The following is a 12,698-nucleotide window of genomic DNA, read 5'->3' as shown; positions in this document are numbered from 1 at the left end:
CGGAGTGCTATTCCGAAGCCGCCCACCGCCGCAGCGCGGCCTCGGATGCGCGATCCGCCTCGCCGACCGCATCGGCGTCGCCGGCCGGGCCGACCCAGTCCGAGACGTCCAGCGGGGCGGTCCGGTCCGGGTCGACGGCCGGTTCCGGCGCGGCCGAGCCGCGCAGGTCGGTGTCGGTGAAGAAGGACGAGTCGTCCGCGTCGAACGCGTCGGTGTGCAGCGAGGTGTCCACCGACGGGGCCGCGGCATCCGGCATCCGCCCCAGCAGGGCGATGGCGTCGTCCACGTCCATCCCATCCTCGGCGAGCAGGTCGTCGTCCAGGACGGTGTCGGCCAGGGACGCCAGCAGCGCCACCGCGTCGGCGATGACGTCCTCGCGTCCCTCGTCGTGACCGTGCAGCGCCAGGACGCGAACTCGAGTTCGGCATACAGCCGTGCGCGGATCCGCAGCGACTCGTCCGGGGTGCGCGCGCTGGCGGCCAGATACGCGGCGTAGATGTCGCCGGCTGCGTCCGGGGCCGAGGACAGCCAGCGCAGATCCGCGGCGGGGTCGCCCTCGCGCAGTCCGTGCCACGGGAGCAGACCGGTCACTGTCGGCACCCCGTCGCGGTCCTCGATCAGGAACGCGTCGGCCGAGACGCCGCCGAGCGACAGGGTCGATTCGAATCGCCACAGGCGGTCCTCTGCGAGGGCCCGGCTCCATCGGGACAGCAGCGAGACGGGGATGCCGTGGTGGCTGGTGGTGACCCGGTCCAGCAGGCGCGACACCTCGCCGCGGGCCTGCTCCGGCGAGAGGGCGGGCAGGCCGGCGGTGCGCGCCACCGACTCGGGCAGGGCGTGGATGGCCGCGATCGCCGCTCCGAGCGAGACGGCGGCCCCACGGCCGGCGGGCACATGCGCGGCATCCACCCGGTAGCCGGCCAGGTGGTCGGTGACCACCGCCGGGCGGGAGTCCACGACGGTCTGACCGAGCAGTTCGGGCGCGCGGAACGGCAGCGAGCGAGCGGACCCCGGAGGTCAGCGCGGCCAGTGCCCGCGCCTGCGCGGTCAGCTCCTGGGCGGCGTCGTCGTCGGCGGCGATGCGCACCACCACGCGCCGTCCGTCGGCGAGGTCGGCGACGGCGGAGTCGAAGCGGCCGGCATCGTGCTCGGTGAGGGGAGCCACCCCCACGACCGACGCCGACGGCAGAGCCGCCGTCACCGTCGCCGCTAGAGTGAGAGGGGAGCGTGCCATGCCCCCAGGGTAGGTCCGGCCCGGTCGGAGGGCAGGTCGCCACGCCCTGTACGGAGGTATCGATGACGGCAGTGCCGGCCCGGCGGATTCCCGCCCTGGCCCGACCCGGATTCGACCGCAGCGCCGAGGAACGGACGGATCCCGGGCTGCTGGACCGGCTTGCGCGGCGATCCCTCTGCGCGGGTGCTCGTTATCCGCGGGGATCGCGCGGTCCTCGCCGAGGACGGCACGCGACTGCGGTACCGACGGGTGCAGGAAGTCCCGGAGGACGCGCTCTGGGCGTTCCTCGGCCGCACCGCGGCCGGCGTGCCGCTGCTGCTGGCGGCGCGGGCGGCGGACGCGCCCGATCCCGACGACGGAGCGTGGGCACCGCTGCGGGTGATCGGCGGCGGACTGGATGCCGCCGATGCGGCGGCGCTGGTGACGGCGGTGAGCCTGGGGCGATGGCTGCGAGATTCTCCCTTCTGCCCGAGCTGCGGCGCCCGCACCGCGGTGAGCACCGGCGGCTGGGCGCGCACCTGCCCGGACTGCGGTCGCGAACACTTCCCGCGCACCGATCCGGCGGTCATCGTCGCCGTCGGCAGCGAGGACGGCGACCGACTGCTGCTCGGGTCCAACGCGCTGTGGGACGCGAATCGGTTCTCCTGCTTCGCCGGGTTCGTCGAAGCCGGCGAGTCCGCCGAGGGCGCTGTCGCACGTGAGCTTGCGCGAAGAGGCCGGGGTCCGGCTGCGTGAGGTCCGCTACGGCGGTTCGCAGGCCTGGCCCTACCCGCGCTCGCTCATGCTCGGCTTCCACGCGCGGGTGCAGGACGACGCGGCGGCACGCGCCGACGGCGACGAGATCGCCGCGGTGCGCTGGTTCACCCGTGCCGAGATCGGCGAGGCTCTGGAACGAGGGCAGGGCGGCAGCGGCATCCTCCTTCCCGGCCCCTCATCGATCGCCCACGCGCTCATCTCGGATTGGCACGCGGAGCGTTCGTGAGCGACAGGACGCTGGAGGGTCTGGACGATCAGCAGCGTGAGGCGGCGACCGCCTTGCGCGGCCCGGTCTGCGTCCTGGCGGGCGCCGGCACGGGCAAGACCCGCGCGATCACCCACCGCATCGCCCACGGCGTGGACACCGGCGCCTACTCTCCGAGCCGGGTCATGGCGGTGACGTTCACCGCGAAGGCCGCGGGGGAGATGCGGGGGCGACTCCGGGCGCTGGGAGTGGTGGGCGTGTCCGCCCGGACGTTCCACGCGGCCGCGCTCGCGCAAGCTGAACTTCTTCTGGCCGACGGTGGCCGGCGACACGGCCCCGGCCATCGTCGACAACAAGGTTCGCCTCCTCGCCCACGCCGCCGATGGGCTGGGGATGCGGCCCGACACCGCCACCCTGCGCGATCTCGCGTCCGAGATCGAATGGCGCAAGGTCGGCATGCTGTCCATCGACGGCTATGCGGCGGCCCGCCCGCAGGGTGTGGCCCGTCTCGGCCTGGAGCGCACGCTGGACCTGCAGCGCGCCTACGAGAAGCTCAAGGACGAGCGACGACAGCTGGACTTCGAAGACGTCCTGCTGGCGTGCGCGGGGATGCTGGAGGCCGAGCCGCGCGTGGCGGTGGCGGTGCGCGAGCAGTACCGGCATTTCACCGTGGACGAGTTCCAGGACGTCTCGCCGCTCGAGCATCGCCTGCTCGAGCTGTGGCTGGGGGACCGCCGCGACCTGTGCGTGGTCGGTGACGCGAGCCAGACGATCTACTCCTTCGCCGGCGCCGACGCCTCGTATCTGATCGACTTCGAGAAGCGGCATCCGGATGCGCGCGTGATCCGCCTGCAGACCAGCTACCGGTCGGCCCCCGGCATCCTCGCCGTGGCGAACGAGCTGATGCGCGGTCGTCCCGGAGCGCTGACGCTGCACCCGCCGGCGTCGCCCGGCGACGCGGAGCCCGGGGTGGTCCCCACGGTGACCGGGTATCCGGATGACGCGACCGAGGCGCGCGGGGTCGCCGCCGCGATCGCTGCGCAGGTGCGGTCGGGCATCGATCCGCGGACGATCGCGGTGCTGTATCGGGCGCACGCGCAGTCGGCCGAGCTGCTCGGCGCACTCGCCGATGAGCAGATCGCGGCGACGGTGATGGGCGGACGGCGCTTCTTCGACATGCCGGAGGTGCGCCAGGCGGTCCTCGCGCTGCGCGGCGCCTCGGTCGCCCCGGTGGACGGGGGACTGGTCGACGCCGTCCGCGATGTGCTGCGCTCGCTGGGCATGAGCGAGGATCCGCCCCCGGCCGGGGGCGCCGTGCGAGACGGATGGGAGGCGCGCCGAGCGCTTGCTCCGCCTGGCCGAGGAGGCCGCCGACGGCACGACCCTGCGTGCGTTCACCGACGAGCTGATGGGACGGGCCAAGGACCAGCACGAGCCGGCCATGCGCACCGTGACCCTGGCGACCCTGCACGCCGCCAAGGGGCTGGAGTGGGACCACGTGCACCTGCTCGGCGTGGCGGAGGGGCTGCTGCCGATCTCGTACGCCACCACCTTCGAGCAGGTGGACGAGGAGCGCCGGCTGGCCTATGTGGGGATCACGCGGGCCGCGCGAACGCTGTCCGTGTCGTGGTCGCGGGGCGGATCGGGTCGTGCAGAGCGCGTCCCGTCGCGGTTCCTGCAGGAGATCGGCAGCCGCACCCTGCCTGCGGTCGATGCACGTGCCACGACCGGCGCGGCGAATCGGCGCACAGGGTCACGGAATGCCCCGACATCGAAGACCGGGAGCTCCCCGGTTCGCCGGACTCGCTGAGCAGACGCGCCGCCACCAGTCCGGCCTCCAGCGCGAGCGCCGCCCCGACGTCCGGCAGCGGCGCCGCCAGCAGCTGCGACGCCAGTGCGGGCCACGCCGGGTCGCGCTCGGCACGCTCGGCCTCCACGCACATGAGGCACCCGGTGCGGCCCGGCCGCACGAGCGGACCGACCGTGACGGTGCGGCCGTCGAACACCACCGGCAGATGCGGGACGTCATCGCGCAGGAGCGCGGCAGCCGCCCACGGGTCGGTGACGTGCGCGCCGACCAGGACGACGACGCTGCCGGTCGTGGCCGGTCCCGCCCCGGTCATCTGAACGCCGGCCGCTGCCAGCGCCCGGGCCACCTCGCCGGCCGTCGCCGCCGGCACCCCCGCGGCCGCCTGCACCGCCGCCGTGATCGTCGGGGGAGGCAGGGTGTGCAGCAGGGCGCCGTCCAGGCGCCGCAGCAGCATCCGCGCCCCGGAGGGCGTGCCGCCGAGGGCGACGGCCACCGGCTCCAGCGCACCCTCGGGGATGCCACGGGCGAGTTCGGCGACCATCCGCTGCTCCCACGCCGCCGGCTCGTTCAGGACGGCCGCGGCATCCGTCCCGAACTGGAGCGTGTCACACGTGCGCCAGAGCGGGGGCTTCGCGGGATCCAGGACGAGCATGACCCGATTGTGCGCCCAGCATCGCGGCGTGTTGCGACTTTCCACAGGAGCCCGCGCGGATCGGCGTCTTCCGCGTGCCTGGGGAGGAAACGATGGAACGGGTCGGGCCGGAGTGAGGTTCAGACCGGCCGGGGGTCCTCCGGGGCGTCTCCCTCGTCATCGTCGCCGTCACCTGACCGGTCGTCGCCGGCCGGCTCGTCGCCTTCTGCCTGGGGCGTCTCGCCGCGCAGCAGGGCGTCCAGCGCGTCGTCCATCTCGTCCCGCGGCGGCGCCTCGCCGCGGGCTCGCGCCTGCAGGCGCGAGATGAGGGTCGACGGGTCGTCGATGTCGGATGCCTCGGGCATGAGGTCCGGGTAGTCCCACAGGGCGTCCCGGGCCGCCACGCCGACCGCGTCCGTGACCGCCCGCCACATCGCCGCCGCCTCGCGCATGCGGCGCGGACGCAGCTCGAGGCCCACGAGGGATCCCAGCGCCTTCTCGGCCGGTCCGCCCACCGCCCGGCGGCGGCGGACCGCCTCCGCGATCCGGGCCGCCGAGGGGAGGCGCCCGGTGGCATCCGCGGTCACCACGTCCACCCAGCCCTCGACCAGGGCCAGCAGGTTCTCCAGCCGCGAGCGCCGCCGTCTGGGCGTCGGTGCGCGCCGGCAGCGCGCACCGCTCTGCAGGGCGTCGCGCAGCTCCTCCGGGTTGGACGGATCGAAGCGCGAGGCGAGGTCCTCCAGGGCGTCGGTGTCCACGTGCACGCCCCGCGCGAACTCGCCCACCTGGGCGATCGCCTGCAAGCCGCAGCCACTTCGCGTGCCGGAACAGTCGCGCGTGCGCCAGCTCGCGCGTGGCCAGGTACAGCGCCAGCTGATCCTCCGGCACTTCCAGATCTCGGCCGAAGTCGGCGAAGTTCTGCGGCAGGATCACCGCTTCACCGGCGGGCATGACCGGGATGCCGACATCCCCGCCCGAGACCACCTGCAGCGAGAGCTGCCCGAGCACCTGCCCCAGCTGCGTGGCGAACAGGCCACCGCCGATCGTGCGCATCACGCGCCCGGCGCCCTGGATCAGCTTGCGATCTCCTCCGGCGCCTGCGTACGCAGCGCGCCGGTGAGCGCGTCCGCGATGCTCGTGGCGACCGGTTCGGCCAGCTCCTGCCAGACCGGGAGGGTCGCCTCCACCCATCCGCCGCGTGTGATCGCCCGCGGTGGCACCGCGAGATCCGAGATGGCGGTGGCCTCGCCGAGCCACAGGGTGGCCAGGGCGAACGCCTGGTCGAACTCGCCGCGCTGACCCGTGGTCACGCCCAGATCGCTCTGATTGGCGATATGCAGGGCCTGGCGCCGGGCCGGCTCCCACGAGATCGCGCCGTCGTCGGTGCCGCTGCTGAACGCACTCTGCAGCTGGCGCATCATGTTCTGCATCATCGCCGGGTCGATGCCGAGGGCGCGCATCTGCTCGAGCTGCTCGGGGTCCGGTCCGTCGCCGGCGCCGCCGAACAGCTGCCGGCAAGCTCCTGGAAGTCGTCTTCCGGGCTGCGGTCGTCATCTGCCACTTCAGCCGCCTTTCAGCAGGGAGTCCGGGTGTGGTTCTACGCTAGTCGCACGGATCACAGCGATCCCCGGCCGAATGGACGTCACTCGTACGCCGGTCGCGAACGACGGGACTCGGAAGGTCATCTGTGGCGCTGTTCGACGAGGACGTGACGATCACCCCCCGGCCCCGCCGCACGCGGCCCCGCGGCGCCGCGATCGGCATCTGGTCCCTGACCGTGGCCCTGGTCGTGCTGCTGGTGCTGACGTTCCTGCCGACCGCATACGTCATCCAGCGGCCCGGCCCGGTGTTCAACACGCTCGGCACCTCGGCCGCCGCGAACGGCGAGAAGGTGCCGCTGATCGCCGTGGACGGTGCGAAGACCTATCCGACCAGCGGGACGCTCGACCTGCTGACGGTGGAGACGGTCGGCAATCGTGAGCGGACGCCCTCCTGGCTCGAGCTGGCGGCGGCGTGGCTCGATCCCTCCCGGGCGGTGCTCCCGCTGGACGCGGTGTTCCCCGCCGGTCAGTCCTCGACTGAGCGCGAGCAGCAGTCGACCGAGATGATGGTGGACTCGCAGAAGGAGGCCACGGCCGCCGCGCTCACCCATCTCGGCTACAAGGTGACGCCCAAGCTCACGGTCTACTCGGTGATCGACGGCGCTCCGGCCGACGGCACTCTGCGCACGGGGGACGTCATCACGGCGGCGGACGGTACCGCGGTCACCGACGTGGACACGCTGCGCGCGGTGATCGACAAGGCTGCCGGCAGGGCGGTCCTGCTGTCGATCGAGCGGGACGGGCGGCGCGAACAGGTGTCGGTCACGCCGACCCAGCAGACCACTGACGGGAAGACCTCGTGGATCATCGGCGTGACCCTGGTCACCGACTTCGACTTCCCGATCGATGTCACCATCCAGCTGAACAACGTGGGCGGTCCGTCGGCCGGGATGATGTTCTCGCTGGGCATCATCGACACCCTCACGCCGGGGTATCTGAACGGCGGGAAGGATGTCGCCGGCACGGGCACGATCGACGCGGACGGCGACGTGGGTCCCATCGGCGGCATCCGGCAGAAGCTCTACGGGGCCAAGGATGCCGGGGCGCGGTACTTCCTGGCGCCCGCGTCCAACTGCGACGAGGTCGCCGGTCACGTCCCGTCGGGGCTTGCGCGTGTTCTCCGTGAAGACGCTGGAGGACTCTCTCGCCGTCCTGGACGCGCTCGATCACGGCGGAGATCTCGGCGCGCTGCCCACCTGCGCCGCGAAGTGACGGCGTTCGGGTCCCGGGATGCGGCTGTCCGGGGACACTCGGCTCACGCATACCCGGTCCCGCCTAGGATGATCGGGTGACCACCAACGAAGCCCCCGCACCGGCCACGCCCCACCGTTCGCGGCGCGTCATCGCCATCTCGCTCGTCATCATCGCAGCCCTGGTGGTGGCGTTCTTCATCTTCGCGAACCTGTACACCGACTGGCTCTGGTACGAACAGCTCGGCTTCTCGGGCGTGCTGACGACGCAGTGGCTGGCCCGCGTGGCGATGTTCGCGATCGGGTTCCTGGGGATGGCGGTGCCCGTCTGGCTGTGCATCCAGCTGGCGTACCGCCTGCGCCCGGTGTACGCGCGACTGAGCGCGCAGCTGGACCGCTACCAGGAGGTGGTCGAGCCGCTGCGGCGCCTCGCCATGTGGGGGATCCCGATCTTCTTCGGGTTCTTCGCCGGATTCGCGGCATCCACCCAGTGGGAGACCACCGCGCTGTGGCTGAACGGGGTGTCCACCTCGGTCACCGACCCGCAGTTCCACCTGGACACCGGGTTCTACATGTTCGCGCTGCCGTTCTACAGCACGCTGCTCGGGTTCACCTCGGCCGTGCTGCTGATCTGCCTGCTCGTCTCGGCCGTCGTGGCGTACCTGTACGGCTCGGTCCGGATCGCGCAGCGGGAGCTGCGGATCTCGAAGTCCGCGCGCATCCAGTTCGCCGTCCTGGCCGGCATCTACCTCCTGGTGCAGGCGGCCAGCCTGTGGCTGGACCGGTACAAGACCATGGTGTCCGAGAACGGCCTGATCACCGGGCCGGGCTACACCGAGGTCAACGCCGTCATCCCCGGGCAGGTGATCCTGGCGATCGTGGCCGCGATCGTGGCCGTGCTGTTCTTCGTGACCGCGATCATCGGGCACTGGCGCTACCCGCTGATCGCGACCGCGCTGCTGATCGTCTCGGCGATCGTGGTCGGCATGGCCTACCCGTGGGTCGTCAACGTGGTCAGCGTCAAGCCGAACCAGCTCACGCTGGAGAAGACGTACTACCAGCGCAACATCGACGCCACCAAGACCGCGTACGGCATCGACGACATGGAGACGACGAACTTCGCCGCCAAGACCGATGCCACCAAGGGACAGCTGCGCGCGGATGCCGACACCACCGCGCAGATCCGGATCATGGACCCGGCGATCATCGGGCCCACCGTCCAGCAGCTCGAGCAGTACCGGTCCTACTACCAGTTCAACAACCCGCTGGACGTGGACCGCTACGACCTGGACGGCACCTCCCAGGACTCCGTGATGTCGGTGCGCGAACTGAACCTGAACGCCCTGGGCGCGAACGCGACATGGCAGAACACCACCCAGATCTACACCCACGGCTACGGCCTCGTGGTGGCCAAGGGCAATGCGCGCACCAGCGACGGCAAGCCGGTGTTCCTGGAGCGCGGCATCCCCTCGACCGGATTCCTCACCGACGAGAACTACCAGCCCCGGGTCTACTTCGGCGAGCACTCGCCGCAGTACTCCATCGTGGGCGCGGCCAAGGGCACCGACCCGATGGAGCTGGACTACCTCGCCGGCAGTGACGAGGGATCGAACGAGGTCAAGACCACGTTCTCCGGCGACGGCGGGCCGAACATCGGCACCTGGTTCAACCGGCTGGTGTACGCCCTGAAGTTCCAATCGGAGCAGATCCTGTTCTCGGACAGCATCAACCCCGAATCGCAGATCCTGTACGACCGGGATCCGCTGACCCGGGTGCACAAGGCGGCGCCCTATCTGACGCTGGACGGCGACCCGTACCCGACCGTGGTGGACGGCCACATCGTGTGGGTGGTGGACGGCTACACCACCAGCGCCGACTACCCGTACTCGCACACGACGAGCCTGTCCAAGGCGATCACCGATTCGTCGACCTCGACGCCGACGATCACCATGGATGACATCAACTACATCCGCAACTCGGTGAAGGCCACGGTCGACGCCTACGACGGGCACGTGACCCTCTACGCGTGGGATGCCGAAGATCCGGTGCTGAAGACCTGGGAGAAGGTCTATCCGACCACGGTCAAGCCGGTCTCGCAGATGAGCGCCGATCTGATGAGCCACGTGCGCTACCCGACCGATCTCTTCAAGGTGCAGCGCTCGGTGCTGGGCACGTACCACGTGAACGACGCGCAGTCGTTCTACCGCAGCGACAACAAGTGGGTCACCCCGCCGGACCCGCAGGACAAGGAGCAGCTGCAGCCGCCGTACTACCTGTCGATGAAGATGCCCGGCCAGGACAGCGCCGAGTATTCGATGTTCACCAGCTTCATCCCCGAATCGAATGCGGAGAGCTCGTCGCGGAATGTGCTGATGGGGTATCTCGCCGTCGATTCGAACGCCGGTGACAAGGCGGGCGTGAAGGACGCCGACTACGGCAAGCTGCGGATGCTGGAGATCAGCGCCGACACTCCCGTGCCCGGTCCCGGCCAGGTGCAGAACAACTTCGATGCGCAGCCGGCCGTCTCCTCGTTCATCAACCTGCTCAAGCAGGGGCAGTCCCAGGTGCTCCCGGGCAACCTGCTGACGCTGCCCGTCGGGGGCGGTCTGCTCTACGTCCAGCCGGTGTTCGTCCAGTCCTCCGGACAGACGAAGCTGCCCACGCTGCAGAAGGTGCTGGTCGCCTTCGGCGACAAGGTCGCCTTCGAGAACACCCTCGGCGAGGCGCTGGACACCCTGTTCGGCGGCGACTCGGGCGCCAACACCGGCGACAGCAATGTGACGCCGTCGCCCAACCCGAGTCCGTCCGAGACGGGGGCGGCTCGACCGGTGGCGGAGGCGGTACCGGCACGGACACCTCGGTCGCGTTCCAGGCCGCACTGCACGAGGCGCAGCAGGCGATGATGGACCGCGACGCCGCGATGAAGGCCGGCGACTGGACGGCGTACGGCGTGGCGGATGCACGCCTCACGGACGCTCTGAACACGCTGCGAGCTGTCCGGAGACAAGTAGCCGGCGCCCGCCGACGGGCGCTGTCGGATTCGATCCCGGCCCGCGGGCATGCTGAAGCTGATGACGTGCCGCGGGGTGGAGCAGTTCGGTAGCTCGCTGGGCTCATAACCCAGAGGTCGTAGGTTCAAATCCTGCCCCCGCAACAGATGACGAAGGCCCTCGCGAAGGCGAGGGCCTTCGTCGTGTGCGCGCCGCCAGGGAGCGTGCACGCTCGCGGCGTCACCAGGGGACGCGCGTCCCATCCCACGACCAGAGCGCGCCCGTGGGGCCGTCGTCGGGCAGCAGCGCGAGACGGACCGCGCCGGCAGCGGCTTCGTCCGGGTCACCGCCGCCGACGGCGCCGGCGACGAGGTTGGTGCGGCGCCGGCCCGGAGCCAGCGCGTTGACCTTGGCGCTCGCGCCGAGGGTCTGCGCCGTCAGGAGCGTGACGGCGTTGACCGCCGTCTTCGAGCTCCGGTAGGCCAGGCCGCCGCCCTGGACCCGCTCCCAGTCGAACTGCGGATTCGGTCCGCTGTTCCAGGCGAGCGACCCGGTGCCGCTGGACACGTTGACGATGCGGGGGTGCCTCGATCGCTGCAACGCGGGAAGGAACGCCTGCGTGACGGCGACGAGCCCGAAGACGTTGGTCTCGTAGGCGGCGCGCAGCTGGGCGACGGAGGTGCCGATGATGTCCTCGCCGCCGGGGTTGATCCCGGCGTTGTTCACGAGGATGTCCAGGTCGCCGACCTGCTCCGCGGCCGCCGCGATCGATGCCGGGTCCGTCACCTCCAGCGGCACGACGCGTACGGACGCGCCGAGTTCGGCTGCCGCAGCGCGCCCCCTGCCGGGCTCGCGGGCGCCGATCCACACGGTCACGCCCCGGTCCGCGAGCTGGCGGGCCACGGCGAATCCGATGCCGCTGCCCTCCGGTCACCAGAGCGACAGGGGCCGGCTGCGGTGTGCGGATGTCGGCGGGAAGACGGTCGATGATGTCCATGGGTATCTCCAACTCCAACGATGTGGTTGGAGTCTAACTCGATGCACGTCCATTTCCAACCCTCGAGTTGGTATTCTGGCGAGGTGGCCTGGGACACCGAAGGGACGCGCCGTCGACTCCGCGACGCGGCGCTGATCGAGTTCGCCGCGCGCGGGTTCGACGGCACCACGGTCGGCTCGATCGCCGCGCGGGCCGGGGTGAACAAGGAGCGGCTCTACAGCTACTTCGGCGACAAGCGGGCGCTCTGGGAGCTCGTGCTGTCCACCGAGCTGGAGCGGCTCGCCGCAGCGGTGGGTCTGACCGGCGTCGGTCTGGACGACATCGGCGCGTTCGCGGGCGCCACCTTCGACTACCACGCTGTCCACCCCGAGCTCGGGCGCCTCCTGCAATGGGAAGGGCTGCAGGGCGGCCCGGCCGCCGATCTGGACGCGCGCAGCACGCACTACCGCGAGAAGGTGGAGCGCTTCGCCCGTGCGCAGCGGGACGGCCTGCTCGATCCCGCATTGGACCCTGGCCACCTCGTGTTCGCCCTGATCGCGCTGGCCGCCTGGTGGCAGACGGTGCCGCAGCTCGCCGAGATGATCACCGGGGCCGGACCGGACGACGAACGGGAGCGGGCCGGGCGTCGTCGCTTCGTGGTCGAGGCCGCGCGACGACTCGCGACGCCCTCGACCCGTCAGCGCTGATACGTCGACTGCCAGCGCACGAGCGGTCGCACCCCCACACGGTCGCCTGCGTCATCGCGCGGACCTCGCCCACCACGAGCAGGTGGGTGGCGGCTCGGTGCACGGCGGTCACCTGCAGGTCGAAGCAGGCCAGCGCGTCGGCGATGAGGATCGGCGCGCCCGGTTCACGGCGCACGTGCGGCACGTGGTCGAGCAGGCCCACCAAGGGGGTGCCCGGCTCGCCCAGCCAGTCGGCGACGCGGCGCTGATCGTCGCGGAGCAGGCTGACGCCGAACCGGCCCGACGACACGATCGCATCGGCGATGCGCGACAGCTCATACAGGCTCACGAGCATCGTCGGCGGGTCGTACGACACCGACAGCAGATCGGTCACCGTCGCCGCATGGTCCCACCGGCCCTGGACGGCAGTGACGACCGCCACTCCCTTCGCCACGAGCGTCGAGGCGGCCTTGTAGGCGTCCTGGTCGTGCGCGGTCGGGGGCGCGGCCAGGATCCGCTCGCCGCGCGCGCCGCCCGCGGGCGCTGCACTCATCGACGCTTCCCGGTCATCGCATCCTCCCGCGGCCAGATCCTGCCCCTCAGCGTAGGCCCGGGCACG

At 71.4% G+C, this 12,698-nt stretch carries 10 protein-coding genes, 1 tRNA gene and 3 pseudogenes; 8 read left to right on the top strand and 6 right to left on the bottom strand.

The annotated features are described in order from the left end of the window. Nucleotides 1–7 precede the first annotated feature (7 nt). Nucleotides 8–1,234, bottom strand: a complete 1,227-nt coding sequence (locus L2X98_RS22030) for a hypothetical protein (protein ID WP_435526237.1) — start codon at nucleotides 1,232–1,234, stop codon at nucleotides 8–10. A 159-nt stretch (nucleotides 1,235–1,393) separates the two neighbouring features. Between L2X98_RS22030 and L2X98_RS19705 the strand changes: the two genes are divergently transcribed. The 3 genes and pseudogenes from L2X98_RS19705 to L2X98_RS01540 all read left to right on the top strand — a co-directional run bounded on the left by L2X98_RS19705 (nucleotide 1,394) and on the right by L2X98_RS01540 (nucleotide 4,005). Beyond that, entirely contained in the window at nucleotides 1,394–1,969 is a 576-nt protein-coding gene (locus L2X98_RS19705; protein WP_354002873.1) for an NAD(+) diphosphatase, read from the top strand. After that, a complete protein-coding gene (locus L2X98_RS19700; RefSeq protein WP_354002872.1) occupies nucleotides 1,932–2,216 on the top strand; it encodes an NUDIX domain-containing protein in 285 nt (94 codons plus the stop codon). The genes L2X98_RS19705 and L2X98_RS19700 overlap by 38 nt, the downstream gene beginning before the upstream one ends. Beyond that, a pseudogene (locus L2X98_RS01540) lies at nucleotides 2,213–4,005 on the top strand (ATP-dependent helicase). Before L2X98_RS19700 ends, L2X98_RS01540 begins: the two are co-directional and overlap by 4 nt. 771 nt (nucleotides 4,006–4,776) lie before the next feature. On the opposite strand, the gene L2X98_RS22025 reads toward L2X98_RS01540, so the two are convergent. From L2X98_RS22025 to L2X98_RS22015, 3 genes and pseudogenes are all read right to left on the bottom strand, one after another. Further along, a complete protein-coding gene (locus L2X98_RS22025) occupies nucleotides 4,777–5,439 on the bottom strand; it encodes a zinc-dependent metalloprotease (protein ID WP_435526236.1) in 663 nt (220 codons plus the stop codon). A 61-nt stretch (nucleotides 5,440–5,500) separates the two neighbouring features. Continuing rightward, a pseudogene (locus L2X98_RS22020) lies at nucleotides 5,501–5,689 on the bottom strand (zinc-dependent metalloprotease); the annotation flags it as partial. A 20-nt stretch (nucleotides 5,690–5,709) separates the two neighbouring features. Next, nucleotides 5,710–6,096, bottom strand: a complete 387-nt coding sequence (locus L2X98_RS22015; RefSeq protein WP_435526235.1) for a zinc-dependent metalloprotease — start codon at nucleotides 6,094–6,096, stop codon at nucleotides 5,710–5,712. Between the two features lie 227 nt (nucleotides 6,097–6,323). On the opposite strand from L2X98_RS22015, the pseudogene L2X98_RS01530 reads away from it, so the two are divergent. The 4 genes and pseudogenes from L2X98_RS01530 to L2X98_RS01515 all read left to right on the top strand — a co-directional run bounded on the left by L2X98_RS01530 (nucleotide 6,324) and on the right by L2X98_RS01515 (nucleotide 10,581). After that, nucleotides 6,324–7,449 (top strand): annotated as a pseudogene (locus tag L2X98_RS01530) (YlbL family protein). 76 nt (nucleotides 7,450–7,525) lie between these two features. Next, nucleotides 7,526–10,330 (top strand): UPF0182 family membrane protein, encoded by a 2,805-nt coding sequence (locus L2X98_RS01525; protein WP_259612112.1) that lies wholly within the window; start codon nucleotides 7,526–7,528, stop codon nucleotides 10,328–10,330. After that, nucleotides 10,327–10,530, top strand: a complete 204-nt coding sequence (locus L2X98_RS01520; protein WP_259612111.1) for a hypothetical protein — start codon at nucleotides 10,327–10,329, stop codon at nucleotides 10,528–10,530. Before L2X98_RS01525 ends, L2X98_RS01520 begins: the two co-directional genes overlap by 4 nt. Beyond that, nucleotides 10,508–10,581 (top strand) — tRNA-Met (locus tag L2X98_RS01515). Before L2X98_RS01520 ends, L2X98_RS01515 begins: the two co-directional genes overlap by 23 nt. Nucleotides 10,582–10,657: 76 nt before the next feature. On the opposite strand, the gene L2X98_RS01510 is transcribed toward L2X98_RS01515, so the two are convergent. Continuing rightward, nucleotides 10,658–11,320: an SDR family NAD(P)-dependent oxidoreductase gene (locus L2X98_RS01510; protein WP_259612110.1), complete on the bottom strand. Its 663-nt coding sequence runs from the start codon at nucleotides 11,318–11,320 to the stop codon at nucleotides 10,658–10,660. A gap of 177 nt (nucleotides 11,321–11,497) precedes the next feature. Here L2X98_RS01510 and L2X98_RS01505 point away from each other — a divergent pair, with 177 nt between their 5' ends. Beyond that, complete coding sequence (locus L2X98_RS01505) at nucleotides 11,498–12,100, top strand: TetR/AcrR family transcriptional regulator (RefSeq protein ID WP_259612109.1); 603 nt, start codon at nucleotides 11,498–11,500, stop codon at nucleotides 12,098–12,100. Here L2X98_RS01505 and L2X98_RS01500 read toward each other — a convergent pair. Beyond that, nucleotides 11,997–12,632 carry a flavin reductase family protein gene (locus L2X98_RS01500; RefSeq protein WP_259612108.1) on the bottom strand — a complete coding sequence of 212 codons (636 nt, stop codon included), beginning with the start codon at nucleotides 12,630–12,632 and terminating at the stop codon, nucleotides 11,997–11,999. The two genes, L2X98_RS01505 and L2X98_RS01500, sit on opposite strands and share 104 nt — an antisense overlap. Between the last annotated feature and the right edge of the window lie 66 nt (nucleotides 12,633–12,698).

This window comes from Microbacterium elymi (genome assembly GCF_021582895.2).
Lineage (GTDB): Bacteria > Actinomycetota > Actinomycetes > Actinomycetales > Microbacteriaceae > Microbacterium > Microbacterium humicola.
This window is presented reverse-complemented; position numbering and strand designations above follow the sequence as displayed.

Excerpts from the sequence above, each read along its gene's own strand:
- L2X98_RS22015 (WP_435526235.1), bottom strand. The coding sequence starts at position 6,096 with ATGCGCGCCCTCGGCATCGACCCGGCGATGATGCAGAACATGATGCGC.
- L2X98_RS01520 (WP_259612111.1), top strand. The coding sequence starts at position 10,327 with ATGATGGACCGCGACGCCGCGATGAAGGCCGGCGACTGGACGGCGTAC.
- L2X98_RS01500 (WP_259612108.1), bottom strand. The coding sequence starts at position 12,632 with ATGAGTGCAGCGCCCGCGGGCGGCGCGCGCGGCGAGCGGATCCTGGCC.
- L2X98_RS22030 (WP_435526237.1), bottom strand. The coding sequence starts at position 1,234 with ATGGCACGCTCCCCTCTCACTCTAGCGGCGACGGTGACGGCGGCTCTG.